Source organism: Hymenobacter lapidarius, assembly GCF_001816145.1.
Classification (GTDB): domain Bacteria; phylum Bacteroidota; class Bacteroidia; order Cytophagales; family Hymenobacteraceae; genus Hymenobacter; species Hymenobacter lapidarius.
Window position 1 is genome coordinate 1 of the sequence record NZ_MDZB01000062.1, and the last position, 24,832, is coordinate 24,832.

Annotated in this window: 21 protein-coding genes; 10 read left to right on the top strand and 11 right to left on the bottom strand. The window is 63.0% G+C overall.

Features of this window, described 5'->3' with window-relative positions; genetic code table 11:
- The 5 genes from BEN47_RS02590 to BEN47_RS02610 form a co-directional block, all read right to left on the bottom strand.
- Positions 1-1,136 (bottom strand): hypothetical protein (locus BEN47_RS02590; protein WP_139147336.1); only part of this gene is annotated, 1,136 nt, incomplete at its 3' end.
- 149 nt (positions 1,137-1,285) lie between these two features.
- Positions 1,286-1,849 (bottom strand): DUF6799 domain-containing protein, encoded by a 564-nt coding sequence (locus BEN47_RS02595; protein ID WP_125921461.1) that lies wholly within the window; start codon positions 1,847-1,849, stop codon positions 1,286-1,288.
- A 373-nt stretch (positions 1,850-2,222) separates the two neighbouring features.
- Positions 2,223-2,774 carry a YceI family protein gene (locus BEN47_RS02600; RefSeq protein ID WP_070724771.1) on the bottom strand — a complete coding sequence of 184 codons (552 nt, stop codon included), beginning with the start codon at positions 2,772-2,774 and terminating at the stop codon, positions 2,223-2,225.
- Between the two features lie 35 nt (positions 2,775-2,809).
- Positions 2,810-3,358 (bottom strand): hypothetical protein, encoded by a 549-nt coding sequence (locus BEN47_RS02605; RefSeq protein ID WP_070724773.1) that lies wholly within the window; start codon positions 3,356-3,358, stop codon positions 2,810-2,812.
- 119 nt (positions 3,359-3,477) lie between these two features.
- A complete protein-coding gene (locus tag BEN47_RS02610) occupies positions 3,478-4,728 on the bottom strand; it encodes a helix-turn-helix domain-containing protein (RefSeq protein WP_083322045.1) in 1,251 nt (416 codons plus the stop codon).
- Positions 4,729-4,853: 125 nt separating this feature from the next.
- On the opposite strand from BEN47_RS02610, the gene BEN47_RS02615 reads away from it, so the two are divergent.
- Positions 4,854-5,573, top strand: coding sequence for a YetF domain-containing protein (locus tag BEN47_RS02615; protein ID WP_070724777.1), 720 nt, complete (start codon positions 4,854-4,856; stop codon positions 5,571-5,573).
- Positions 5,574-5,586: 13 nt separating this feature from the next.
- Here BEN47_RS02615 and crcB read toward each other — a convergent pair whose 3' ends face one another.
- Entirely contained in the window at positions 5,587-5,958 is a 372-nt protein-coding gene (gene crcB, locus BEN47_RS02620) for a fluoride efflux transporter CrcB (RefSeq protein ID WP_070724779.1), read from the bottom strand.
- A 122-nt stretch (positions 5,959-6,080) separates the two neighbouring features.
- On the opposite strand from crcB, the gene BEN47_RS02625 reads away from it, so the two are divergent.
- Positions 6,081-7,043: an aldo/keto reductase gene (locus BEN47_RS02625; protein ID WP_070724781.1), complete on the top strand. Its 963-nt coding sequence runs from the start codon at positions 6,081-6,083 to the stop codon at positions 7,041-7,043.
- 210 nt (positions 7,044-7,253) lie between these two features.
- Positions 7,254-8,282 (top strand): NADP-dependent oxidoreductase, encoded by a 1,029-nt coding sequence (locus BEN47_RS02630; protein WP_070724783.1) that lies wholly within the window; start codon positions 7,254-7,256, stop codon positions 8,280-8,282.
- Between the two features lie 165 nt (positions 8,283-8,447).
- Here the strand turns inward: BEN47_RS02630 and BEN47_RS02635 are convergent, their stop codons facing one another.
- Complete coding sequence (locus BEN47_RS02635; RefSeq protein WP_239691483.1) at positions 8,448-9,473, bottom strand: transglutaminase-like domain-containing protein; 1,026 nt, start codon at positions 9,471-9,473, stop codon at positions 8,448-8,450.
- A 341-nt stretch (positions 9,474-9,814) separates the two neighbouring features.
- Here BEN47_RS02635 and BEN47_RS02640 point away from each other — a divergent pair, with 341 nt between their 5' ends.
- Positions 9,815-10,246: a DUF983 domain-containing protein gene (locus BEN47_RS02640; protein ID WP_083322046.1), complete on the top strand. Its 432-nt coding sequence runs from the start codon at positions 9,815-9,817 to the stop codon at positions 10,244-10,246.
- Positions 10,247-10,309: 63 nt separating this feature from the next.
- Here BEN47_RS02640 and BEN47_RS02645 read toward each other — a convergent pair whose 3' ends face one another.
- Entirely contained in the window at positions 10,310-12,307 is a 1,998-nt protein-coding gene (locus BEN47_RS02645; protein ID WP_083322047.1) for a M1 family metallopeptidase, read from the bottom strand.
- A gap of 272 nt (positions 12,308-12,579) precedes the next feature.
- Here BEN47_RS02645 and serA point away from each other — a divergent pair, with 272 nt between their 5' ends.
- From serA to BEN47_RS02660, 3 genes are all read left to right on the top strand, one after another.
- The gene (gene serA, locus BEN47_RS02650) at positions 12,580-14,481 is read left to right on the top strand and encodes a phosphoglycerate dehydrogenase (protein ID WP_070724787.1); all 1,902 of its coding nucleotides are present in this window, start codon (positions 12,580-12,582) and stop codon (positions 14,479-14,481) included.
- A complete protein-coding gene (locus BEN47_RS02655; protein ID WP_070724789.1) occupies positions 14,481-14,789 on the top strand; it encodes a hypothetical protein in 309 nt (102 codons plus the stop codon). Before serA ends, BEN47_RS02655 begins: the two co-directional genes overlap by 1 nt.
- Positions 14,790-14,863: 74 nt before the next feature.
- Positions 14,864-16,003, top strand: coding sequence for a TlpA disulfide reductase family protein (locus tag BEN47_RS02660; protein ID WP_070724792.1), 1,140 nt, complete (start codon positions 14,864-14,866; stop codon positions 16,001-16,003).
- A 30-nt stretch (positions 16,004-16,033) separates the two neighbouring features.
- Here the strand turns inward: BEN47_RS02660 and BEN47_RS02665 are convergent, their stop codons facing one another.
- Positions 16,034-17,455, bottom strand: a complete 1,422-nt coding sequence (locus BEN47_RS02665) for a D-alanyl-D-alanine carboxypeptidase/D-alanyl-D-alanine-endopeptidase (protein WP_125921462.1) — start codon at positions 17,453-17,455, stop codon at positions 16,034-16,036.
- Between the two features lie 167 nt (positions 17,456-17,622).
- Between BEN47_RS02665 and pyrG the strand changes: the two genes are divergently transcribed.
- The 3 genes from pyrG to BEN47_RS02680 all read left to right on the top strand — a co-directional run bounded on the left by pyrG (position 17,623) and on the right by BEN47_RS02680 (position 21,861).
- Positions 17,623-19,266: a CTP synthase gene (pyrG, locus tag BEN47_RS02670; RefSeq protein WP_070724795.1), complete on the top strand. Its 1,644-nt coding sequence runs from the start codon at positions 17,623-17,625 to the stop codon at positions 19,264-19,266.
- An 81-nt stretch (positions 19,267-19,347) separates the two neighbouring features.
- Complete coding sequence (gene yidC, locus BEN47_RS02675; protein ID WP_070724797.1) at positions 19,348-21,147, top strand: membrane protein insertase YidC; 1,800 nt, start codon at positions 19,348-19,350, stop codon at positions 21,145-21,147.
- 165 nt (positions 21,148-21,312) lie between these two features.
- Positions 21,313-21,861 (top strand): DUF6438 domain-containing protein, encoded by a 549-nt coding sequence (locus tag BEN47_RS02680; protein ID WP_070724799.1) that lies wholly within the window; start codon positions 21,313-21,315, stop codon positions 21,859-21,861.
- Positions 21,862-21,893: 32 nt separating this feature from the next.
- On the opposite strand, the gene BEN47_RS02685 is transcribed toward BEN47_RS02680, so the two are convergent.
- Both BEN47_RS02685 and BEN47_RS02690 read right to left on the bottom strand, forming a co-directional pair.
- Positions 21,894-22,757, bottom strand: coding sequence for an alpha/beta hydrolase (locus BEN47_RS02685; RefSeq protein WP_239691484.1), 864 nt, complete (start codon positions 22,755-22,757; stop codon positions 21,894-21,896).
- A gap of 209 nt (positions 22,758-22,966) precedes the next feature.
- Complete coding sequence (locus BEN47_RS02690; RefSeq protein ID WP_083322048.1) at positions 22,967-24,661, bottom strand: ABC transporter substrate-binding protein; 1,695 nt, start codon at positions 24,659-24,661, stop codon at positions 22,967-22,969.
- Positions 24,662-24,832: the final 171 nt, after the last annotated feature.

Below are 24,832 nucleotides of genomic sequence, written 5' to 3' on the forward strand. Positions count from 1 at the left end.
GCACGCCCCGCCGCGCGCAATGGCCGTGCCGCGCCGCCTGGGGCCGCCATGGTTGGGGCGGCGGCGGCTGGCACCGCCGCGGGGCGAGTATGCAGCTGTTCAATCAGTTGCCCCAGTTGTTGAATCTTGGCATCGAGGTCCTGGTTGCGGGCGGCCGACTCGGCACGGGACTGGCGGATGGCTTCGTCCAGGGCTTCCTTCTCCCGGGTTTCCAGCGCCAGCTGCTCGCGCAGTTGCTGCGCTTCGGACGTCACGGGGGGGGCTTGGGCCAGTTGCGCCACCAGCTGGCTCATGCTGCGCTCGCGCTGGGCTTCGCGGGCTTCCAGGTCCTGCAGCTTTTGATGCAACTGGGCCTGGCCATCCAGGCGGGCCTGTTCCAGACGCTCTTTTTCGGCGCTGCTGGCCGCTACTTCCGCGGCGGGGTAGCCGCCATACGGCGCGTCGTCGGGAATGTCATCAGCCCCCAGCCAGCGCCACATTTTGCGCCACGGGCTGGCCGGGGCGGCCGGGGGGCTTGTTTCGGGGCCAGTTGCGGCTGGCAAACTGGCTGAGGCGGGTTCCTCGGTCAGCTCCTGGGCCCATTCTGTGATTTCGTCCTCGCTCAGGTCAACCTCGGGCTTGGCCAGCTGCTTCAGGCGGCGCGGGAGCTGGGAGGCGTCGCCCAGGAGCTGGAAGTGGCCGCCGGGCTGCTGGGAGAGTTGCTCTTCGATTTCGGGGCCAAAGTCGACCGGGGCCCCGAACACTACCACCCCGGAAACGAACTGCAAATTGGCTTGCTCCGGGCTGAGCTGCGGGGCCAGCCAGGCAGCCAGGGCTTCTTTCTGCTCGCGGAACTGCTCGAACGGATTGTCGGCCTCCCCCGCCCCACCCAGGGCGTTGCCCTCCAGCTGCCAGGCCCCGTAGCCCAACGCGGGCACGTGCAGCCGGCCCCCGCCCGGCACCAGCACCAGCAGCGTGATGCTGTGGGGCCGCACCACCACGGCATCCAGCACCGAAGCGCCGGCTTCTACGGCAAAGTTGGCCAAAAGCAGCGTTGCCGGGCCGTCCTTGTCAGCCTCCAGGGCGGCGCGTACTTGCTCGTAAAGCTGCTGGCGAAGCGGGCTGGCAAAGGGAGCGTAAAGATGGGCATGCAACATGGGAAGGGAATCGAAAAACGCAGACGGGCGCCAGGAATGAGGGTTTACGGGTTTTTTATGGAAAAAGGGAAACGCTGGCACGGATGCGGCGGACCGGCACTTTCACCTGCTTGACAGCTAAAGGACAGCGCCACCGCATCGGGGGCTCCTCAGTCGTCGTTCTTTTTGCCTTTTTTCCGTTTATCCTTCCATTTCTTCCCCCGGCCATGGCCGTAGTCCTCGTAGCGTTTGGCTTGTTCGCGCAGCCATTTTTCTTCCCGGTCTTGTTGCCCGCGTGCCTGCCCGTCGTCGTCCTCGTCGTCCTGGCGGCCTTCGGCATCTTTGGGCGGGCCGCTCAGAAATGCTTCGAGTGCCGACCTGGCCGGCCCCGCCGCCGGTATGGCCCGGCGCCCGGGCAGCGGGGCGCCCAGCGTGAGCGCGCCGCCCGTTCCGGGCAGCACGGCCACCACGCGGCCCTTCAGGTCGCAGGCCTGGCCTTCCAGCAGCTCGGTGCGGGTGCCATTGGCAGCTACCAAAAAGCCGTCTTTCGTAACCACCGTGCCAGTGGGCAAGCGCGAATCGCGCGTCATGGGCCGCAGCTGGCCGTTGCGCAGCACGTGCATCTGCCCGTTGCGCCGATGGAAGCCATCATTAGCAAGCTGTTGGGCCACGGCCGGCGCGCCGGGGCCCAGCAGCCCGGCAAAGGCAAGTAGAATCGTAAAAGGTATTCGCATGGGGGACTGATACGGAGAAGGCAAGCACCGGGCCATTTTTCCAGTAAGTGGGCAAGCACGCAAAGGTCGGGACTTTTGCACCTCTTTCACCGCATTAGTACATTCTTTCAATCTACCGAATTGTATGTCAACGCTTTGCTGTCACGATAATGACACCATCTCGTGCTGCGTATTGGCTTACTGCTTAGGGTTTCCACTTATTTCCTCATGCGCTCAACTGATTGATTTCCACCTTGCCGACTTTGGCCCCTATCCTTTTTGGTTTGTCCCGCAGAATGCCATTTGCAGAGCCCTAAAGCGGTGTCGCAATCCGCGCACTACCCGGCAGTGACCTTGTCCGATAAGTCCGTTATTAACTCCTAAGCGTGGCCTGCTACCGCGCCAGCACGTCAAACGTTACCTGAAAATCGTTGCGGATGGCGTAGCTGCCCAGGTTTTGGAAGAAGGCCGTGGAGTTGTAGTTGATGCCAAATTGGGTGCGGTCGAGGGTGGCGGTGCCGCGCAGACGCAGACCGCCGGGCACGGGGACCACCTCCACGGGAAATGCCACGGGCCGAGTCACGCCTTTGATGGTGAGCGTGCCCGTGGCTTGCCCGGCCCTGAATTCGGTGAGCTCAAACACGGCCGTGTGAAACTTGCCGGTGTCAAAAAAGTCGGCGTTGCGCAGGTGCTCGGCCAGCGCCGATTGCTCGTGGGACAGGGTGGCCATCTCGACCACCACGCGGGCGGCCCGCACCGTTTGGCCCTCGGCCACGACGCGGCCTTCGCGGAGCCGGATGGTGCCCTGCGGCGCCCACGCGCCCGCTTCGGCGTGGCCCGTCCAGGTGAGGGTGCTGGCGGCGGGGTCGAGGCGATAGGTGGTGGCGGCCGGCCGGGCGGCGAGCAGGGCCAGCAACGGCAGCAGGATAATGAGCAGCTTTTTCATGAGAATAATGGTTGGGAAACATGGAGGTGAGGCGGCTATTTGGATGCCTGCGGCTCGGCTTCGGTTTCAATCAGTCCGTAGCCTTTGTAGAGGCGGCCCTGGGCGTCTTTGGCGATGATGAACCACAGGGCATCGCCGCCATACAGGCTTTTGGCGGTGGCAGCGTAGCGGTAATTGCGTTTGAAAGTGTAGGTGACGCCCTTTTTCAGCCGGCCGCCGGGGCAGCTGAATAGCTCGGTGAATTCGGCCGGCGTTTGGTGCAGGTTGGTTTGCCAGCCGGCGGCGCTGTACCAGATGTAGCTGCCGCAGGTCACGACCTGCAGGTCGGCGGTTTCGGCGCGCACCGCGGTGCGGTGCTTCCACACGTAGCCGCCGGGCACGGCGGGGTTGGGCTCGGGGTAGTTGGGGTTGGGCGAGTGCCAGAGCGTGAGGCCCACGGGCAGGCGGCGCAGCTCGTCGGGCAGCACGCGGGTGCGGTCGGTCCAGGTCGTACCCGGCAGGGCATGGGTCAGAGTGGTTTGGGCCGGGCTCAGGGCCGGGCGGAGGACCAGCGCGCCAAGCGCCAGCAGCAGGAAACGGGTCATGGAATGGGGCGTTTGAAGTACGACCCAAAGGTGGCCATTCATCTTACCCGCCATCGCCCCACAACCGGATGTGGGACGTGCCAGAACCGGATTTGGGGCGTTTTAGCTTCAATAACCCATCATTCCGGCCCATCCTGGCCCACTTGGTAATCGCGCGGGGCCACGCCGGTTACCTGCTTAAAAATGCGATTAAACGTAGTTTTGGAGTTGAAGCCGCTTTCGAAGGCCATGCCCAGCAGGGTGAAGCGCCGGGCGTCGGGCGCGGCAAGGCGGCGCTGCACTTCGGCCACCCGGTAGCCGTTCACCAGGTCGTTGAAGGAACGGCCAAACCCGGCGTTGACGGTAAAGGAAATGAGGCGCGGGGCCAGGCCGGTGTGGGCCGACAGCTCGGCCAGGGTCAGCGTGGGGTTTTGGTACAGGCCGTCCTCAACCAGGGCGCGGCGGATGCGCTCCATAAGGAGCGGGTCGGGCGAAACGGCCGCGGCGGCGGGCGGCATCGCGGCAGTGGTTTCCGGCGCCAGCTCCGGGGCTGAAGCAGCCGGCGCGGCGACGAAATCTGCCACCACCGGTGCGGCGGAATCCAGCGCGGGGCTGGTCGCGGCGGCGCTGGGAGCTGGTGCGGCTTCCGGCGCTTCGGCTTCGGGCGCGAAATGCACGGCGCGCATGTCGGCCTGCCGCAGGCCCACGATGCCAATCACAAACACCACCACGCCCAGCAGCTCGGTGGAATAATCGTAGCGGTAGTACACCTCGAAAAACTCGCGCAGCACCAGTTCCACCAGCCATTGCCCGCTCACCACGGCCAGCAGCACCAGCAGCCAGCGCAACCAGCGCAGCCGCAGCCGGGACACTTCCGAGAAATTGTCTTCCAGCCAGCGGCCGTAGCCCCGCAGCACGCGCAGGCTCAGCCACAAATACGCCATCAGCGACACCCAGGTGCCGATGAACTCCAGCCGGTAGGTAACCGGCCGGTGCACCTGCTCCCAAAAATCGTTGCGCACGGCGTAGGGCTGGAAGCGCAGCCACCAGTACAGGCCCGCCTGCGCCAGCACCGGACCAAAATGCCCCCAGTACCGGGCCCGCCACCGAAACCCGCTATTCACCAAGCTGCGCACATAGAAATACAGCAGCGGCCCAAACGCCAGCGAGTAGTAGATGGGCGAGAAATACAGCCCGGCGTTTTGCCCGTACAGCCCTGACACCCGGAAAAACCCATCGAGCACCCACAGCGCGATGGCCCCCATGAGCAGGGCCAAAAACCGGTTCGAAACCCGGTTTACGGGCGCGGCAACCAGCAATCCGGCCGCAAAAAGCGCCTGCGCGATGATGGCAAACAGCGCCACCGACATAAAGGAAACAACGACTTGCATACGTGCGGCGGCTACCGGGCCGCCGCAAATGTGCGGCCCGGCGCGCAAAAAAGTCCGCCGGGCCGGCCGGAACCCGAACAGCCGGCCCCGCCCCGCCGTAAGGCCAGGCTCACCAAGCGTGCACTATGTCCCTGTTTCTGGCCGAACCCGTCATCCCCTTCGATTGGCAGCGCCTGCTGTGGACCGGCGAGCAAACGCCGCTCTACGGCCTGGAAGTGGTGCTTCGGTGCATTATCACCTACCTGCTGCTGCTGGCGGCGTTGCGCATCACGGGGCGGCGCAGCGTGAAGCAGCTCTCGCTATTTGAGCTTAGCATCGTCATCGGCCTGGGCTCCATTGCCGGCGACACCATGTTTTACCCCGAGGTGCCGCTGAGCCACGCCGTTATCGTGTTTGGGACGGTGATGGGCCTGTACTTGCTATTCAACTACTTCACCGAGGTGTCGCCCAAATTCAGCGACTGGATGGAGGGCGAGGAAGTGCTGCTGCTGCAGAAAGGCCAGCTGGACTGGGACACTTTCAACCAGCAAAACCTCACCCAGAAGGAGCTGTTTGGGGAGCTGCGGCAGCAGCAGGTCGAACACCTGGGCCAGCTGAAAGCCGTGTACAGCGAAGCCACCGGCGAGTTAAGTCTGTTTTTCTACGAAGACGCCGACGTGCACCCCGGCCTGTCCATTCTGCCCGAAGAGCTGGCCCGCGCCTCCGAAACCATTGCCACGGCCGGGCCCCACGCCTGCACTACCTGCGGCCACGTGCAAGAGTTACAGACCGCCGCCGCCTTCGCCTGCCCCGTGTGCCGCGAGAAACGATGGCTGCCCGCCTGCACCACACGGCGCGTCACGTAGCTAGCCGCGCTGCTCAACCGCGCGCCAGCCAGTAGCCGGCGCCGGCCAGCAGCACTCCCACCGCCACGCTGCCGCCTGCGTACAGCGCCGCCAGTCCCACGTGGCCTTCGCGCAGCAGCCCCACGTTTTCCAGCGCAAACGCCGAGAACGTGGTGAAGCCGCCGCACACGCCCGTGATGAGCAGCAGCCGCCACGCCGCGCCCAGCTCGTGCCGCTCCAGCACACCCAGCGCCAAGCCCGCCAGCAGGCAGCCCAGCGCATTCACGGCCCCCGTGCCCACGGGCCAGGCCAGCGGCCAGCGCCCCTGCACGTACTGCTGCATGAAATAACGCGCGATAGCGCCCAGGCCGCCCCCCGCGCCGATAAGAAGCCAGGAATAATTCATGCGGGCAAACTTACGCGCCCCGGCCCTCGCCCGCCACTGCCCGCAACCCGAACGCCTGTTCCCTGGTTAAACTACCCGTGCCGTAACGGCCCGCAATCCCTGCTTTTTCTTCCACCAACTATATGCAAACCCGTCCGCTCGGCCGCTCCGGCCTTTCCATTTCGCCCCTCATGCTGGGCGGCAACGTCTTCGGCTGGACCATCGACGAAGCCACTTCCTTTGCTGTGCTCGACGCCTTTGTAGCCGGTGGCGGCAACGCCATTGATACCGCCGACGGCTACTCGGTGTGGGTGCCCGGCCACGTGGGCAGCGAGTCCGAGACCATCGTCGGCAAGTGGCTGCAGCGGCGCGGCCGGCGCGATGACGTGGTCATCGCCACCAAAGTGGGGTGGGAAGTGAACGCCGACAACAAAGGCCTGAAAAAGGACTACATCCTGCGCGCCGTGGAAGGCTCGCTCAAGCGCCTGCAAACCGACTACATCGACCTGTACCAGTCGCACAAAGACGACCCCACCACGCCCGTGGAAGAAACGCTGGAAGCCTACGCCCAGCTCGTGAAGGCGGGCAAAGTGCGCGTCATCGGCGCCTCCAATTTCACCCAAGAGCGCCTGCAAGAGTCACAGGCCGCCAGCCAGCAGCACGGCTTCCCCCGCTACGAAACCCTGCAAAACCTCTACAACCTGTACGACCGGGAAGATTTCGAGAAGAACCTGGCCCCGCTCCTGCTACGGGAAAACATCGGCGCCATTCCGTACTACGGCCTGGCCGCCGGCTTTCTCACCGGCAAGTACCGCACCGAGGCCGACCTGCAAAAAAGCCCCCGCGGCGGCGGTGTAGGGCAGAAATACCTCAACGAAAAAGGCCTCGCCCTGCTCACCGCCATTGATGCCGTGGCCGAGCGCCAGCAGGCCCCACCCGCCCAGATAGCCCTGGCCTGGCTCATGCAGGCCCCCGGCGTGACGGCGCCCATCGCCAGCGCCACCAGCGTGGCCCAGGTTACGGAGCTGCTCAAAGCCACCGAGCTGCGGCTGACGCCCGAGGATTTGCAGACGCTGAAGCAAGCGCAGCCCGGGCAAGCGGAGTAAGCTCGCCTGGGCCTTGGGCTGGCACGCGTCTGCGACGCGTTGCCCGCTGGCTTCAAGCCTCAGGCTCGGGCGGGTGGGCGGCTTTTATGGCCCCAACGCGACTCTTCTACCAGCGAGCCACAGGCTCGAAACCAGTAGGCAACGCGTCAGAGACGCGCGCCAGCCAACCTGCGTAACAGCAGTTATTCATCCCTCCTAAATCATCCCTTTATGACCTATTTCAATACGCGCGTTAAGCTGGCTTCGCGCCCAGTGGGCCTGCCCCAGCCGGCCAATCTGGAGATAGACACCGTTGAAATCCCCGAGCTCACCGAAGGCCAGGTGCTGATTAAAACCAGCTTTATTTCCCTCGACCCGGCCATGCGCGGCTGGATGAACGAGGGCAAATCCTACATCGCACCCATTAAGATTGGGGAGGTGTTTCGGGCGGGCACGGCCGGGCAGGTGGTCGAATCGCGGAACCCTGGCTTTGCCGTGGGCGACTCCTTGACCGGCAACCTGGGCGTGCAGCAGTACGCCGTGATGGGTGCGGGCGCCACCGACCCCGGCAGCCCCGAATACCTCGTGAAAGTGGATACGGCCATTGCCCCGCTCGAAGCCTACCTGGCCACCCTCGGCATGCCGGGCATGACGGCCTACTTCGGCTTGCTGAACACCGGCCAGCCCCAGGCCGGCGAAACCGTGGTGGTAAGCGGCGCGGCCGGCGCCGTGGGCAGCGTGGTGGGCCAGATTGCCAAGCTCAAGGGCTGCCGCGTGGTGGGCATTGCCGGCGACCAGCAAAAGTGCGATTACGTGGTGAATGAGCTCGGATTTGATGCCTGCATCAACTACAAAACTCAGAACGTGCGCAGCGGCCTACGCGCCGCCTGCCCCCAGGGCATCGATGTGTATTTCGACAACGTAGGCGGCGAAATCCTGGACTTCGTACTGGAGCAAATTCGCCTCAAAGCCCGCATCGTGATTTGCGGCGCCATCTCGCAGTACAACAACACCACACCCGTGAAGGGCCCCAGCAACTACCTTTCGCTGCTCGTGAACCGCGCCCGCATGGAAGGCATCGTGGTGTTCGACAACGCGGCCAACTACAGCACCGCCGCCCGCGAAATGGCCGGCTGGATTCAGGAAGGCAAGCTGAAATCACCCAAAATACAGGTAGAGCACGGCATCGAAAACTTTCTCCCGGCGCTGCTCAAGCTGTTTTCGGGCGGGAATTTTGGCAAGCTGGTGCTGGCCCCGTAGGGAAGCTTAGTGAATATTTAGAACAAGAAAGAACGGTCATGCCGAGCGCAGCCGAGGCATCTCGCGTGGGGTAGTAATCCAATAGACTGAGTTACTACCCCACGCGAGATGCCTCGGCTGCGCTCGGCATGACCGTTCTTTTTCCTTTCCTAAAACCCTCCGCCGCTACTGCGCCACCACATCTGCAAACTCATATTTCCGGGCCACATCCAGCGGCTGGCCATTGGCTTCGGCGTAGGGGTATACGAAGTAGTTGAGCGGCGGGCCGGCTTGTTTAGGGGCCAGTTCCACGTCGCGGCCGCGGGTGAATTCCACGCGGTTTTCGTCGTGCGCGCCGAAGAAGTAGTTGCGCTTGTCCGGATTTTTGGCGGCTTCGGAGGCGTCTACCGGCACCCAGCCGGTTTCGGGGGTATAGAACTCGGCCCAGCAGTGGTAGCCTTTGATTTCGCCTTTGCCGCGCTCGGGGGGCAGCGGCAGCCCGATGCTGAAGCGCGCCGGAATGCCCAGGCTGCGGCAGTAGCCGATGACGATGGCGTGGAAATCGGTGCAGTTGCCGCGGCGGGCGTCGCAGGCGTAGTAGATGTCGCCACGGCCCCAGCCCTGGCCGGTTTTGTCGTAGGTCACGGTGCTCACCACGTGCTCGTAGATGGCGCGGGCGCGTTCCAGGTCGGTTTTGGCGTGGGCTTTGGCCACCACTTCCCCGGCCTGCTGCCGGATGGTAGCATCGAGCGGTACGAGGCGGTCGGGGGCCAGCCAGCGGGCCATGTTGGGGTCGGCTTTACCCTTTTTGACGGAGTTGGCGGCCAAGCCGTTGGCAGTCAGGTTGAGGTGTTCGCGGCGCGTGATTTGGGCCGTGAGCTTCACCACGAGCGGGGCCGTGGGCGCGGCGGTCAGTTGCAGGTGCAGCATCTGGTTACCGAAGGCGCCCTTCTCGATTTTATACGGAACGGGCGAGTCGATTTTGAGGTCGCGCACGTCCTGCGAGGCGTCGGCGTGCGGCACGGGCAGCCATACGTCAAAAGTTTTGGTGCCGGCGGGCGGGGCGGGCACGGTGGCCGTGGTAGTAAGCACGAAGGTGCGGCTGCGAGCAGCCACCGGCCGGGGCACTGGGGCGCTAAAGCTGTCCAGCACCGCGCAGGCGCCCAGCAGCCCGGCCCACACAGCCGAGCGGTTCAACATCAAACTATTCACAACAACAAGGCAACAAGTCGCTGCTGGCGGGCGTCGGCAAAGCTGGTTCGGAGCCCTCAAAGGCTCCAAATCAACGACTAAGGCAGCGTGCCTTACTCGTTAACGCCACGCCACGCGGGCGCCCGCCAGTCAGGGCCAACCAGACCCCAGCAGTACCCAAAGGTACGCCCGGCCGCGTGGGGCTATTTTCGGGGCTTGGTGCGTTTTTTAAAAAAACCCCGCTCCTGGCAGTAATTCCAGGGTTGAAAAGCAGCAACGCACGCGGCAGAAGCGGCAATTTTGCCCCATCACCTGCCGCTTGTCCGTATAGCCTATTTCTCCCTTCCCTTGTTGTAACGGCCATGGACCCTGCTCCCCTCGAATCTTCTTCCCTGGCGCTGCTGGCCTTGCGCTGCCCGCGCTGCCACGAAGGCAAGCTTTTCAGCCATTCCGCGCTCAACATCACCAAATTTGCCCAAATGCCGGCGCAGTGCCCCGTGTGCGGGCAGTCGTTTGAGCCCGAGCCGGGGTTTTACTTCGGCTCGATGTACATCACCTTCGGTTTTAACGTGGCCACCATGTTTGCCGTGGGCATTCCCCTCTACTTCCTGTTTGGCGACCCCGATACGTGGGTATATGTGCTCACCGTGACCGTGGTGTCGCTGCTGCTCATGCCGCTGGTGCTGCGCTACTCCCGCGCCATCATGCTCTACCTCTTCGGCGGCGCGCGCTACGATGCCGACTGGCAAAAACACCGCCGCGCCACCACCGGCAGCACCGATTTTAAGCTTTAAACCATAAGAAAGCCCCGGCTGCTCATTTGAGCGGCCGGGGCTTTCTTATGGTTTAAAGCACCGCTACCGCAGTACCTGCGCGCGCCACACGTCGTTGCGCGGGTTGGCGTCGGGCAGCAGCTTGCTGGCGTTGAGGCGCACCAGCGTGAGCGGCGTGGTAGACGGGTAGCGGAACGTCCAGGTGGCGCCGCGCTGCCAGATTTCCACTGGCAGCTTCACGCGGCTGGTTTTGCCGTTGGTTTCCGTGACCTGCGCTGTGACAGGCATGGCGGCCTGGCCCTTGTTTTCAATGGTGATGAGGGCGCCCTGGGCGGGGTCCTGGTTCACGTAGGCCACGGTGGTCACGGCCTGGTCCAGGGTCCAGTTGTTGTACACCCACTCGCGCCAGAACCAGGTCAGGTCTTCGCCGCTGGCCTCGTTCATGGTCCGGAAAAAGTCCTTGGGCTGCGGGTGTTTGAAGGCCCAGCGCTTAATGTAGGTGCGGAACGCGTAGTCGAACCGCTCGGGGCCGAGCACTTCCTCGCGCAGCAAAAACAGGCCGTAGCCCATTTTGCCGTACGCCGCGAAGCCCAGGTTGCGGGCCTGCGTCACGTCGGGCACGGTGTAGGGCGGGTCCACGGCGGGGTCGGCAATGGCGCGGGCCAGACCCTGGGCCAGCCGCACGGTGTCGTTCAGGAATTTGTACTCGCCGTTGTTGAAATCATTCGTGGTCAGAATGTTAATAAAGGTGTTGAAGCCCTCGTCCATCCACGGGTATTTCCGCTCGTTCGAGCCCACAATCATCGGGAACCAGTTGTGGCCGAATTCGTGGTCCGTCACGCCCCATAGGTCTTCCTTCCGGGCTTTGGCACCACAAAACACGATGCCGGGGTACTCCATGCCGCCCACCACGCCGGCCACGTTGGTAGCCACGGGATAGGTGTATTCGTACCACTGCTTGGAGTTAAATTCGATGCTCTTCTTCACGTATTCCGTCGAGCGGTTCCAGGCCGTATCCTGCGCCGACTCGGTGGGATATAGCGACATGGCCAGGGACTTGCGGCCGCTGGGCAGGTTCATTTTGGCGGCGTCCCAGATGAAAGCCGCCGAGGCCGCCCAGGCCACGTCGCGGGCCTGCTGGCAGCGAAAGTGCCAGGTGAGGCGGCCGTTTTTGCCGGCCGGGCGGGAGTTGGCCTGCGTCACTTCGTCGGCCGAGCGCACCAGCACGGTTTTGTCGGAGCCGGCGGCCTGGGTCAGGCGGCGCTGCTGGGTGGCGGTCAGCACTTCGGCCGGGTTCACCAGTTCGCCCGAGCCGCCCACAATGAAGTTGGCCGGCACGTTGATGGTGTAGTCGTAATTGCCATATTCCAGGTAAAACTCGGCCGACTGGTAAGGCAGCGTGTTCCAGCCCTCCACGTCGTCGTACACGGCCATGCGCGGGTACCACTGCGCCACCTCGAAGATTTCGCCGTTCTTGGTTTGGAGGCGGCCCAGGCGGTCGGCGCCGTACTCGGGAATGTTGAAGGCGTAGCTGATGCGGATGCCGAGCTTGTCGCCTTTCGGCCGCAGGTCTTCGGGCAGCAGGATTTGCATGCGCGTGTCGTACACGCGGTAGTTGGCTTTCAGCTTCTTACCGTGGAAGTCGATGGTCACCGTTTGCAGCGAGTCGCCGCCCCGGAACCCCCGCGCGGCATTGCCGAAGCGCCCGCCGGCCACCGGCGTCACGGCGGCCCCGCGCGAGTCGGCCCGAAACAGGTTCTGGTCGAGCTGCAGCCACACGAAGGGCAGGCGGTCAGGGCTGTTGTTGGTATAAGTAATGTCAACGGTAGCCGTCACGCGGGCCGTTTTATCGTCCAGTCTGGCGTCGATTTTGTAGTCGGCCGCGTTTTGCCAGTAGGCGGCGCCGGGCTGGCCCCCGGCCGTGCGCGTAGGCGTGGCCAACTGCTCAATAAACAGCGGGTTGAACAGCGTGCGGGCATCGTAGGCCGGGCCGGTGCCGGCCGGCTGCTGGGCCAGGGCCGCGCCGGACGTAGTGAGCAGCGCCGCGCCCAGCAGCCAGCCGGGGAGGAAAGGTATTTTCATGCGAAATAATGAGTGAGGCAAAACCCTGAAAATTAAAAAAAGCCAACTTCTTCGGCCAAAGGTAATGGTCACACCGGCTCGCTACCCCAGCCAGGCCCGCACCAGTTCCATCAGCCCGTTGAGCTCGACCGAATCCATTTCCTCAGCCCCACTTATCAGCCCCACTTACCGGCCAATAGCGAGGCAACAGCCACCACCACCGCAGCAGTAGTTTTAGAAAAACTTCGGACAGGAACGCCGCCCAAGGTACTGCCGGCCCCACCTTTACGAATATGTCCGCCCCCGCCGCTCCTCTGCCCTACCTCGTTTTCGATTTCGACAGCACCTTCACGCAAGTAGAAGGCCTGGATGAGCTGGCCGAAATTGCCCTGCAGGGCCAGCCCAACCAAGCCGACGTGGTGGCCCAAATCCGCGCCCTCACCGACCGGGGCATGGCTGGCGAAATCGGTTTTCAGGAATCCCTGAGCAAGCGGCTGGCGCTATTGGGGGCCAACGAAAAGCACCTGGCGCCGCTGGTGGCCCGCCTGCAAACCAAAGTGAGCGAAAGCATCCGCCGCAACGGCGACTTCTTCCGGCACTTCGCCGACCGTATTTACGTGGTGAGCAGCGGCTTTCGGGAGTTCATCGAGCCCGTAGTGGCCGAGTACGGCATCGCGCCCGACCACGTGCTGGCCAACACCTTCACCTTCGACGCGGCGGGCAACATCACCGGCTGCGACCCGGCCAACGTGCTGAGCCGCAACGGCGGCAAAATCCGCCAGCTGGTGCTGCTTGATTTGGACGGGCCCGTGTATGTGCTGGGCGACGGCTACACCGACTACCAAATCCGCGAGGCCGGCCTGGCCCACCGCTTCTACGCTTACACGGAGAACGTTAGCCGGCCCACCGTGGTGGCCCAAGCCGACGAAGTTCTCCCGACCTTCGACGAGTTTTTGTACCAACTAAAACTTCCCATGACTCTTTCGTACCCCAAAAACCGCATCAAGGTGTTGCTGCTTGAAAACCCCGACGCTCGCGCCCAAGAGCTGTTCAGTGCCGAAGGCTACCAGGTAGAAACCGTGCCCGGCGGCCTGGACGAGGACGAGCTGATTCAGCGGATTGAGGGCGTGAGCATCCTCGGCATCCGCAGCAAAACGCAGGTGACGGAGCGGGTGCTGGAAGCGGCCAACCGGCTGATTGGCATCGGGGCTTTCTGTATCGGTACCAATCAGATTGACCTGACCGGGGCCATGAAGCGCGGCGTGGCCGTATTCAACGCCCCCTTCAGCAACACCCGCTCGGTGGTGGAGCTGGCGCTGGGCGAAATCATCGTGCTGGCCCGCCGCATCCCCGAAAAAAACCCCAAAATGCACGCAGGCGAGTGGGATAAGTCGGCCAACGGCGCGTTCGAAATTCGCGGCAAAACGCTCGGCATCGTGGGCTACGGCAACATCGGCTCGCAGCTGAGCGTGGTGGCCGAGGCCGTAGGCATGAAGGTAGTGTACTTCGACATTGCCGAAAAGCTGCAGCTCGGCAACGCCGTGAAGTGCCGCACGCTGGAAGAGTTGCTGGCCGTGGCCGACGTGGTGACGCTGCACATTGATGGCCGGCCCGAAAACCTGGATTTCTTCGGTGCCCGGGAATTTGCGCTGATGAAAAAGGGCGCGCTGTTCCTCAACAACGCCCGCGGCCACGTCGTGGACGTGCCCGCTCTGGCCGTCGCCCTGCGCGCCGGCTACCTCGGCGGCGCGGCTGTTGACGTGTTTCCCTACGAGCCCAAAACCAACCACGAGAGCTTCGAAAACGAGCTGCGCGGCCTGCCCAACGTGCTGCTCACGCCCCACATAGGCGGCAGCACGGCCGAGGCCCAGCGCAACATCGCCGAGTTTGTGCCCGAGCGCATCATGGCCTACGTCAACACCGGCAATACCCAGCAGTCGGTCAATTTCCCCAACATTCAGCTGCCGGTGCAGCCCGGACACCGCCTCATCCACATCCACGCCAACGTGCCCGGCGTGCTGGCCAACATCAACAACGTGCTGGCTGCCCACCACGTCAACATTCTGGGTCAATACCTGAAAACCAACGAGCACATCGGCTACGTGATAACGGACATCAACAAGGAATACGACCAGGAAGTCATCAAGGCCCTACGCGAAGTGGAGCATACCATCAAGTTCCGGGTGCTATACTAATGCCTCGCCGTAAGTCACCTTTAGCCAAGCTTTTCAAGAAGGTAATTGGCAATGGCTACACGTGGGCGTGGCTGGCCGTGGGCTTTCTAATTGGCTGCGGCTGGCTTATGGAGCGCAACGGGGTAAAAGATTTTCCCTATGCCGACAAGCACGGCAAGGCCCAAAACGGCTCACCTGAGCTGCTGTACATCATGGGCGGCTGCATTGCTGCGATGACGCTGTTGCAGGCCATACTCTTTCGGGTGGATGAGCTAAAGACAGAACGGGCCAGAGCTGGTACCAAAGACACCCTGCTCCCCGACGATTAAAAAATTTACTACTTCCGCATTACCAGCAGTTGCTTACATTTGAATTCCACCATATCCGTCGCTGCCTGCCACCCATGAAAATCTACCCAATCTTGGCGCTGCTACTCGCCGCCACCCCACTGGCCCAGGCCCAGGGACCCGCAAAATTCACTTTGAAAGGCACCTTGGCGAAGGTGGAAGGCCCCGCCGTGGTGTACTTGGTCCGAGGGGGTGTGCAGCAGGGCACCAAATTCGACTCGGCGGTGGTGCGCAACGGCACCTTTGAAGTGCGCGGCACCACCGCCGCGCCCACCAGAGCGCGGCTGCTACTGGTGCGCAACGGCAACAAGCGCCGCCTCTACACTTTCCAGGCCGACAACACTACCTTTTACCTGGAAAAGGGGACCACCGTATTCACCAGCGCCGATTCGCTGGTTCACGCCACCGTGTCGGGTTCTCCCCTGTCGGCCCAGTACCGGGCCCTGGCTGCCCTGCAGGCCTCAACCGCTACGCGCAGGCAGGCCTTGTGGGCCGAATACGGTGCAGCATCCGAGGAGCAGCGCAAGTCGCCGGTGTTTCAGCAGCAACATGACGCGCGCTTAGCTGCCATTAAGGCCGACGCCGCACAGGTGGTCAAGGCCTACATCAAAGCCAATTCTAATTCACTGGTAAGCCTCGATGCCCTCATGGACCTGGGCGGCCCGGTTCCTCAGTACGCTGAAATAGCGCCGCTGTTCGAGCAGTTGGGGCCCGCCGCAAAAGCTACCCCCGATGGTGTGGCCTTTGCGGCCACCTTGCAAGGACTGAAGCGGGTAGCCATTGGGGCTCAGGCGCCTGAGTTCACGTTATTTTCGCCGGAAGGCAAACCCGTGTCGCTGGCCAGCTTCCGGGGCAAATACGTGCTGGTGGACTTCTGGGCTTACTGGTGCGGGCCTTGCCGCCGCGAAAACCCCAATGTGGTAAAGGTGTACGACGAATACAAGGGCCGCAACTTCGAAATCCTGGGCGTTACCCTCGACACCAACCAGGAGAAGTGGCTGAAGGCCATCAAAGACGACGGACTGACCTGGCCCCAGCTGGCCGACCTGAAAAAAGGAGACAAAAACGAAGCCGTGACCAGCTACAGCGTTCGGGCCGTCCCGCAAAATTTTCTGGTTGACCCCGACGGTAAAATCGTGGCCACCAACCTGCGCGGCGCCGAGTTAAAGGCTGCCGTAGCCCGTTTCATTCCCTAACTTACTATCTGGCAGCTCAATCGAAAGCAACTACAGCCGGTCGCGCACCTGGCGCAGCAGGCGCTCTATCTCGTTGCGCACGGGTTGGTCGTCGGCCGGAAAGCCATTGTTAAAGAAGGTCACGGCTACCAGGCGGCCAGATTTGGTGCGCACGTAGCCGCAGAGGTTCACGGTGTTGGTCAGGGTGCCGGTTTTGCCCCAAAACCAGGTACCGGCGGCGTCGCGATAGCGCTTGCGCAGGGTGCCCTGGCCACCGCCGGCGGCCAGCACGCTCAGCAGGCGCGGCTCTTCCACCTCTTGGTGCAGCTTGAGCAGCAGGGCCGTAAAGGTGCGCGGCGTGACGAGGTTGAGGCGCGAAAGGCCCGAGCCGTCTACCCAAATGGGCTTGTCCGGCAGAGTGTTGAGGTGTTTGCGGAGCGTGACGCGGATGGCTCGGCTGGTGCTCAGCGAGTCGCGGCCGAGCGTGGTACTACCCATCAGCAGCAGTTGCTCGGCCAGGAAATTGTCGCTCACGCGCAGCATGCGGCGGTAAAGCGAGTCGGTGGGCAGGCCGCGCAATGTGCGTACCTCGTCCGTTTTCCGGGGGCGCCACGGCACCCCCACAATGGCCCGGCGCAGGGTATCGCCCAACATGCGCAGCAGCAGCGTGCGGCTGGTCCGAAACGGCACTTCGTCTATCCACTTCTTGGTGGAGGGCAGGGTGTAAAAGCGGTTCGTGAGCGGGTCGCGGCGTACGTGGGTGTCGGGGTCGATGTCGGGCGACAGAAAGTTGGGCGGGGCCAGCTCCGTGAGCGGCGCAAACGAGTTGGGCAGTACCCGCACGCGCTGCGGCAAGGGCAGCCCCCGGTTGGCAGCGGCGCCGCCAGCGCGCTGGGCCGGGCGCAGGGGCGCCGCCGCGTAGAAGCGCACCGTGTTGCCATAAATCGGAAAAGCAGTGCGCTCGGGCTGGAAATAATACGTGTAGTCGTCCCAGCTCCAACTGGGGCCGTAGGCGGGCACGCTGGCAATGTCGCCGTAGGCCAGCATTTTTTCGGGCCGAGTGGCCAGAAACGCGTAGGCGCGGCGGCTGGGCACGTCACCGTGCAGGAAAGTAGGGTCGCCGGTGCCCTGAAAAAACAGTGTGTCGCCGCGGGAAAAGTAGCGCAGGCTGGGCAGCGAGTCGGGCAGCAGCTTCAGCCCGGCGTAGAAGCTGAAGAGCTTCATGGTGCTGGCCGGGGTGAAATAGCGGCCGTCGTTGTAGCCAAACAGGGTTTCGCCGGTGGTGGCGTCGGCCAGGCTGATGCCCACTTGGTGCTGGCGGAGCACCGCCGAACTGTCCACCATGTTTTGGAACCAGGGCAGTTTTCCCGCCGGAATCACCACGGCCGGCGGCGTATCCGGGGATTGGGCACAGGCGGGCAGCTGGGTGGCACCCAGCGCCAGCAACAACAGAAAATAAACGGGACGTAACACGCGACGAAATTACGCAGCTTCTGAGTCCGACCGGGGACTGTCCCTTTAAATTGTTCCAAAAAACGGCATATCGAGCGCCACGCCGCAGCTTTTCCGCCCTATCATCTCGTTGAATTTCCAGAATTTTCCGCGTTCCAAGTTCGGGTGCCGTACTTTTGACTCCCGTCATGCCCGAACGCTCCAATCCCCCCTCCGCGTCGGCAGCGAAATACATTTTCGTTACCGGCGGCGTCACTTCTTCACTCGGCAAAGGAATCATTTCCGCCTCGCTGGCCAAGCTTCTGCAGGCCCGCGGGTTCCGAGTCACCATCCAGAAGTTCGACCCCTACATCAACATCGACCCCGGTACGCTCAACCCCTACGAGCACGGCGAGTGCTACGTGACCGACGACGGGGCCGAAACCGACCTCGACCTTGGCCACTACGAGCGGTTCCTGAACACGCCCACCTCGCAGGCCAACAACGTAACCACCGGCCGCATCTACGACCACGTGATTCGGCGCGAGCGCGAAGGCGCCTTCCTCGGCAAAACCGTGCAGGTGGTGCCCCACATCACCGACGAAATCAAGCGGCGCATGCTGCTGCTGGGCCAGAACGGCCAGTTCGACGTGGTGATTACCGAAATCGGCGGCTGCATCGGCGACATTGAGAGCCTGCCCTTTGTGGAGGCCGTGCGCCAGCTCCGCTGGGAGCTGCCCGACGCCGACTCGCTGGTGATTCACCTCACGCTGGTGCCGTATCTGAAGGCGGCCGGCGAGCTCAAGACCAAGCCCACCCAGCACTCGGTGCGCGACCTGCGCGAGGCCGGCCTGCAGCCCGACATTCTGGTGTGCCGCACCGAGCACCCCATTCCGCTGGAGATGCGCCGCAAAATCGCGCTGTTCTGCAACGTCAAAATCAACTCCGTCATCGAAAGCCTCGATGCCGACAGCATCTATTCCGTGCCGCTGCTCATGCGCAAGGAGGGGCTCGATGAGCGGGTGATAAAGCGCCTGAAGCTGACCGGCGGCACCCAGCTGCCCGACCTGGAAGCCTGGAAGGATTTCCTGGGCAAGCTGAAGAACCCGACCGAGGAAGTGACCATTGCCCTAGTGGGCAAGTACGTGGAGCTGCCCGACGCCTACAAGTCTATCAACGAGGCCTTTGTGCACGCCGGCGCCCAAAACGAGTGCAAGGTCACGCTGCGCAGCGTGCAGTCCGACAATATCACGCCCGAAAACGTGGCGGCCCTGCTCCACGGCTGCGATGGCGTGCTGGTGGCCCCCGGCTTCGGCGAACGCGGCTTCGAGGGCAAGATTGCCGCCGTGCGCTACGTGCGGGAGCACAACATTCCGTTCTTCGGCATTTGCCTGGGCATGCAGGTGGCCGTGGTGGAGTATGCGCGCAACGTACTGGGCCTGCTCAACGCCAACTCCACCGAAATGGACGCCCTCACGCCCAACCCCGTGGTGGCCATGATGGAAGAGCAGAAAAACATTACCATGAAAGGCGGCACCATGCGCCTGGGCGCCTACGCCTGCGACCTGCGCCGCGGCTCCAAGGCCGCCAAGGCCTACGCCAAAAACCACATCAGCGAGCGCCACCGCCACCGCTACGAGTTCAACAACGATTACCTGGCCCGCTTTGAGGAGGCCGGCATGCAGATGACCGGCACCAACCCCGAAACCGGCCTGGTGGAGGTCATTGAGCTACCCAACCACCCGTGGTTTGTGGCCGGCCAGTTCCACCCCGAGCTGAAAAGCACGGTGGAGCAGCCCCACCCGCTGTTCGTGCGCTTTGTGCGGGCCGCCATTCAGCACCGCAAGGGCTAGGCAAGACCGTGGCGCGATGCCGTGCTTCGCGTCCCCGCGCCGTACCTTTGCATTTTAGCTTGCAGCATACCTACGTTTCTAATGGATAAAAATTCAGCAACCGGCCTTTTCCTGATTTCGGCCTTGCTTCTCATCTACCTCTTCTTTTTCAGCCCGAAAGCAGAAGATGTGAAGGCTACTGGCAAGACGCCAGCCCCCACCGCGGCCTCCGCTCCGGCGGCCACGCCCGCCACCACGCCGGCCTTTGCCCCCGAAGCCGCCCTCGACACCGCTGCTACCAGCGGCGCGGTGGCTCAGGACGTAGCCCTCTCCAACGAGAACCTCAACATCACCTTCTCGACCCGGGGCGGCCGCGTAACCGCTGTGCGCCTGAAGAAATACAAGACCTTCGGCGGCCAGCCGCTGGACTTGTTCGATGCGAAAAGTGCCCGCATGGACACCCAGTTCCGCACCATCGACGGCAAAGTCATCAAGTTTTCGGACCTGGTGTTTCAGCCCGCTACCTCGCAGGCGGCCGGTGGCGCGTCGGTGCTCGCCTTCACGGCCCCGGTGGCCGGGGGCAGCGTGGTGCAGACGTATTCGCTGCCCGCCAACAGCTTCGAGCTGAAGTACGACCTGCGCCTGAACGGCCTGGAGCGCACGGTGGCCAAGGAGCCGCTCACCTTCACCTTCGTGGACCGGGTTCGCCAGACCGAGCAGGACCTGGCCCAGAACCGCAACCACACCACCATCAACCACTATCTGGCCGCCGGCGACCAGGGCTCGCTGGCCGAAGCCAGCGAGACCCCTGAAGAATACAAGGCCACCGGCCCGGTGAAATGGGCTGCGCACAAGCACGACTTCTTCGTGGCCGGCCTCATCGCCGACCAGCAGCCCTTCACGGGCGGCGCGTTCAACTCGACCGTGAACCTGGCCGACTCGACCACCATAAAAACCCTGAGCACCACCCTCACCCTGCCCGTGGACGAGGTGGCGCAGGGCCGGGGCCAGTACCGTTTTTTCTTCGGGCCGAACTCCTTCAACCTGCTAAAGGAAGTAGCGCCCGAGTTTGACCGCAACGTGTACCTGGGCTGGGGCTTGTTCCGCTGGGTAAACCGCTTTGTGGTGCTGCCCGTGTTCCACTTCCTGGAGCAGTACATCAGCTCCTACGGCGTTATCATTCTGCTGCTGGTGGTGCTCATCAAGCTGGTAACGTGGCCCCTGACCTACAAAACCTACGAGAGCCAGGCCCGCATGAAAGTGCTGAAGCCGGAGATTGACGAGCTCAAGGAAAAGTACGGCGACGACGCCACCAAGGTGCAGCAGGAGACCATGAAGCTCTACTCCGCCTTCGGCGTGAGCCCGCTGAGCGGCTGCGTGCCCACCTTGCTCACGCTGCCCATCCTGTTTGCCATGTTCCAGTTCTTCCCCAACGCCATCGAGCTGCGGCAGCAGAGCTTCTTGTGGGCCAAAGACTTGAGCAGCTACGACGTGTTTGCCAAGCTGCCTTTCTACGTGAAGTGGTACGGCGACCACATCAGCATGTTTACGCTGCTGATGACGGCCTCTACCCTGCTCATGACCTGGCAGAGCAACCAGACCAACACGGCCATGCAGGGCCCCATGAAGACGTACAGCTACCTGATGCCCATCATCTTCCTGTTCGTGCTGAACAGCTTCGCGGCCGGCCTCACCTGGTACTACTTCGTGTCGAACGTGGTGACGTTTGCCCAGCAGGCCATCACCAAAGCCTTCGTGGACGACACCAAAATCCGCGCGCAACTCGACGCCAACAAAATCAAGAACAAGGACAAGAAGCCCGGCGGCATCCAAAACCGCATTGCCGAAGCCATGAAGGCCGCGCAGGAGCGCGAGGCCCAGGCCAAGAAAAAACAGTCGTAGCGCTTGCAACGCTGCTCTCGTGCCCGGGCTCTCCCTGGTATGATGGGCTTGCAAACTTCCCGACACCGGCAGCACGAAACCCTAGCACGGTTTTCGTGCTGCCGGTTTTTTGTTGCCCTTCTTGCAAGCTGATTTACCCCTCACTGCTGCCTCACTTTTCCGCTCATGCGCTTCTTCACCACCCTGCTCCTGCTGATTACCTTCGGGCTCACCCTGCCTACCTGCGCTCAAAAAAAAATGTCGGCCACGCAGCAAACCAAGGTCAAAAAGCCCAGCAAGAAAGTAAGGGCCGCCGAGGCCCGCGCCAAAGAGCTTGAAGCCAGGCAAGTGTCCGGCCCGGTGCTCACCTTTGAACGCACGGCCTGCTTCGGCAAGTGCCCCACCTACGTCATGCAGGTGTATGCCGATGGCCGCGTGGTGTACGAAGGCCGCCGCTACGTGCCCCTCATGGGCCTGCAGGAGCTGAAGCTGCCTGCCGCCACCGTTGCCGAGATGCTGCGCAACGCCAAAGAAGCCAATTTTGAGCAATTCCAGGAGCGGTACGCCATGAATACCTCCGATTTGCCCAGCACCGTGGTGGGCGTCCGCCAGGCCAACGGCCAGCTCAAAATTGTGACCGTGGAGGAAGGCGCGCCCACCAACGTGAATATGTTCTTCACCTACCTCAGCACCCGGTTTGACCAGCTGGCGCAGCTGGGCGGGGTGGATAGGTAAGCGGGATACCTACGGCTGCCCTCCACTGGCCCTTAGCGTGCGGCCGGCGCGGGCGTGGGCAGCGGCTTAAATACCACCCGAAACGCCTGGAGAGCAGCCGGGTGGTAGATGGTTTGGTGGGTTTCCTGGGGCATGTGCTGGTGGTGCCAAGTGATGTTTTTGGGAGTGTGGTGGCCCAGCGCCTGCGTGAGCTGGCCCACCGGCGCCTCAATTTCCCCGTTGCTGCTGGTGGCCAGGCACAGCACCTTGGGCGTGCGGCCGGCGCCCTGAAGCAGGGTGCTGGCCTGGCTGGCCAGCAGTTCGTTGTTCCACCACAGGCTGGGGTCGAATGCCAAGTAGGTGTCGAATAAATCGGGTTCCAGCAGCAGGGTTTCGACCACAAACAAGCCGGCCAGCGACCCCCCAACAATGGCTGTTTCGGTGGTGGTGCGGTAGCGCCGCTTCACGTCCGGCATCAACTCTTCCAGGATGAAGCGCCGGAAAGCCGCCGAGCCGCCTACCCTGGGCGCAATCTTTTTATCTTTTTCGTTGGTGGTGGGGCCCGTCAGGTCACGCCGCCGCTCGGTGTTCTCAATCCCCACCAGAATAAAGGGCCGCATTGCCCCGTTGCCCACCAGCACCTGTACCAGGCCGGCCACGTGCAAAAAGTCTTCGGCCAGCCCGCCATCGGGCATGTACAGCACGGGCAGCCGCAACGTGGTCGACTCGGCGTACCCGGACGGAACAAAGACGTTGAGCCGCCGGGTTTCGCCCAGGACTTTTGACTGGATGGTAAACGTCTGCCCAATAACTAACGGCTCGGCGGCAGGGGCCGATACGGCAGCCTGCCCCCTCGCTCCTCCTGCCACGAGCAAGACAACGAGCAGCAACAGCATCGGAGGGCGCAGGCGGGACATGGGCGGGGCTTGGTTTTGCTAGTGGCTTATGTTGAGCAGTGTACGGCTGGCGCGCGTCTGCGACGCGTTGCCCGCTGGTTTCGAGCCTCTGGCTCGGGTGGGCGGTTGCTGGGGTTCTGGCGCGAGTCGTTCACCGGCGAGCCGCAGGCTCGAAGCCAGCCGGCAGCGCGTCGCAGACGCGCGCCAGCGCAACAAAACTGCCAGTTCATTCAGTCCTTGCGCACCCGCTCCAGCAGCAGCTGGTTCATGGGGTTAGGCGCCAGGCCGCGCACGTTGTTCTGGGTCAGGCGCACCACTTCATCGTAATACAGACTGATAACCGGGCTTTCCTCCACCACAATGCGGTCCATGGCCTGGTAGAGCGCCGTGCGCCGGGCCACGTCCTGGGTGCGGCGGGCTTCGTCGTAGAGCTTGTCGTAGGCCGCGCTTTTGAAGTGCGTTTTATCCGGGCCGGCGGGGCTGAAATTGGGGCTGTAGAACAGGGCCAGGTAGTTTTCGGCATCGGGGTAGTCGCCCAGCCAGCTTTTGGCGAAGAAGGCCACGCGGCCATTGTCCACCAGGTCCTGCTGCGCGGCCGATTGGTTGATGTCAATCTGCACCCGTACGCCCACGTCGGCCCACTGTTTCTGGAGGTATTCTCCGATTTCTTTGCGTTCGAGCACGGTGCTCAGGCGCAGTTTCAGCGGGCGCTGGGGGCTGTAGCCGGCCGCGCGCAGCAGCTGGCGGGCCTTCTGGGGCTGGTAGGTGTAGCCGGGCACCTCCTTTTCGGAGAACGACGGCAACGCCGTGGGCACGAAGCCGGAAGTGCCGGCATTGCCCACGCCGTTGAGCAGGTATTTCAGCATTTCGGGCTTATTGATGGCGTAGTTCAGGGCCTGGCGCACGCGCTTGTCGCGCAGGGCCCGGCCCTGCTCGGCCTGCTCCCCAATCAGGTTGGCCGAGTCGAGCTGAAAACCCAGGTACTCCGTGTTCAGGTACGGCGCTTTCTGCACCGTGAACTTGCCCTTGAAGTCGTCCCGAATGGTGCCGTCGGGGTGCATGATGAGGTCGCGCGAGCCGGCCCGGATGCCGGACAGGAAATCGAGCTTGCCCTGCATAAAGGTCAGGAACTCGGTTTTGCGGTCGGGCAGGAAGCTCACGGCTACGGCATCCAGATACGGCAGGGCGCGGCCCTTTTCATCGCGCCGCCAGTAGCCGGGGTTGCGCTCAAAGAGAAGCACGTTGCCATCGTCCCAGAGCTTGTACTGGAATGGCCCCGTGCCCACCGGGTGTTCGCGGAAGTCCTTGCCATGCCGAGTCACGGCCTCATGCGGCACCACGTAGGCATAGGGCATGGTGAGAATGCCCAGAAACGGAATAAACGGCTCTTTGAGGTGGATGCGGAACGTGGAATCGTTGGCCGCCACAAAGGCCGTGTCGCTAATGCTGCCGTCGGGCTGCTCCAGCACCTTACCCCGGAAAATCCAGCCGCCGGAGCTGGCCGTGGCCGCATCGAGGATGCGCTTGAAGCTGTAGACAAAGTCGGCCGCGGTCACTTCGCGGCCCTGGCCGCCGGCAAACGCCTCGCTGTTGTGGAACCGCACACCGCGTCGCAGCACGAAGGTGTAGAGCCGCCCATCGGGCGAAATGCTGTAGCGCCGGGCCAGGGCGGGCACCGGCAGCAGCGCCGAATCCAGCTCCATCAAACCATTATAGAGCTGCCCCACGGCCCAGGAGTTGGCCTGGTTGCGGGCAAAAGCGGGGTCGAGCGAGGAGAGGGCTTCGGGCTGGTTGTAGCGAAACACGCGGCGCTCGTCGGCGGCCGGGCGCGCCGCGTCGTGGCAGCCCGCCAGCGTTAGCAAGCCCAGCCAGAATCCAAACGGTTTAGCCGATAAGCTAGCCCAACGTGCCAAAAAAGGGGCCATGCGAACAGGGAAAGAATGTATCTTTGTGCAATGCTACGGCAAAAGTCGTTAGGTTTTGGTTGTCAGTTGTTCGTTGTCAGTTGGTAGTCTATCGAGCGTCAAACCCCGTTTACTGCCAACTGACAACGAACAACTGACAACCAAAGCCCAGCAACTGACATCTGACAATTA

What these genes read in the sequence shown, in the direction of transcription:
- BEN47_RS02595 (WP_125921461.1), bottom strand. Translation starts at nt 1,849, where the DNA reads ATGCGAATACCTTTTACGATTCTACTTGCCTTTGCCGGGCTGCTGGGC.
- BEN47_RS02600 (WP_070724771.1), bottom strand. Translation starts at nt 2,774, where the DNA reads ATGAAAAAGCTGCTCATTATCCTGCTGCCGTTGCTGGCCCTGCTCGCC.
- BEN47_RS02605 (WP_070724773.1), bottom strand. Translation starts at nt 3,358, where the DNA reads ATGACCCGTTTCCTGCTGCTGGCGCTTGGCGCGCTGGTCCTCCGCCCG.
- BEN47_RS02610 (WP_083322045.1), bottom strand. Translation starts at nt 4,728, where the DNA reads ATGCAAGTCGTTGTTTCCTTTATGTCGGTGGCGCTGTTTGCCATCATC.
- BEN47_RS02615 (WP_070724777.1), top strand. Translation starts at nt 4,854, where the DNA reads ATGTCCCTGTTTCTGGCCGAACCCGTCATCCCCTTCGATTGGCAGCGC.
- crcB (WP_070724779.1), bottom strand. Translation starts at nt 5,958, where the DNA reads ATGAATTATTCCTGGCTTCTTATCGGCGCGGGGGGCGGCCTGGGCGCT.
- BEN47_RS02625 (WP_070724781.1), top strand. Translation starts at nt 6,081, where the DNA reads ATGCAAACCCGTCCGCTCGGCCGCTCCGGCCTTTCCATTTCGCCCCTC.
- BEN47_RS02630 (WP_070724783.1), top strand. Translation starts at nt 7,254, where the DNA reads ATGACCTATTTCAATACGCGCGTTAAGCTGGCTTCGCGCCCAGTGGGC.
- BEN47_RS02640 (WP_083322046.1), top strand. Translation starts at nt 9,815, where the DNA reads ATGGACCCTGCTCCCCTCGAATCTTCTTCCCTGGCGCTGCTGGCCTTG.
- BEN47_RS02645 (WP_083322047.1), bottom strand. Translation starts at nt 12,307, where the DNA reads ATGAAAATACCTTTCCTCCCCGGCTGGCTGCTGGGCGCGGCGCTGCTC.
- serA (WP_070724787.1), top strand. Translation starts at nt 12,580, where the DNA reads ATGTCCGCCCCCGCCGCTCCTCTGCCCTACCTCGTTTTCGATTTCGAC.
- BEN47_RS02655 (WP_070724789.1), top strand. Translation starts at nt 14,481, where the DNA reads ATGCCTCGCCGTAAGTCACCTTTAGCCAAGCTTTTCAAGAAGGTAATT.
- BEN47_RS02660 (WP_070724792.1), top strand. Translation starts at nt 14,864, where the DNA reads ATGAAAATCTACCCAATCTTGGCGCTGCTACTCGCCGCCACCCCACTG.
- pyrG (WP_070724795.1), top strand. Translation starts at nt 17,623, where the DNA reads ATGCCCGAACGCTCCAATCCCCCCTCCGCGTCGGCAGCGAAATACATT.
- yidC (WP_070724797.1), top strand. Translation starts at nt 19,348, where the DNA reads ATGGATAAAAATTCAGCAACCGGCCTTTTCCTGATTTCGGCCTTGCTT.
- BEN47_RS02680 (WP_070724799.1), top strand. Translation starts at nt 21,313, where the DNA reads ATGCGCTTCTTCACCACCCTGCTCCTGCTGATTACCTTCGGGCTCACC.
- BEN47_RS02685 (WP_239691484.1), bottom strand. Translation starts at nt 22,757, where the DNA reads ATGTCCCGCCTGCGCCCTCCGATGCTGTTGCTGCTCGTTGTCTTGCTC.
- BEN47_RS02690 (WP_083322048.1), bottom strand. Translation starts at nt 24,661, where the DNA reads ATGGCCCCTTTTTTGGCACGTTGGGCTAGCTTATCGGCTAAACCGTTT.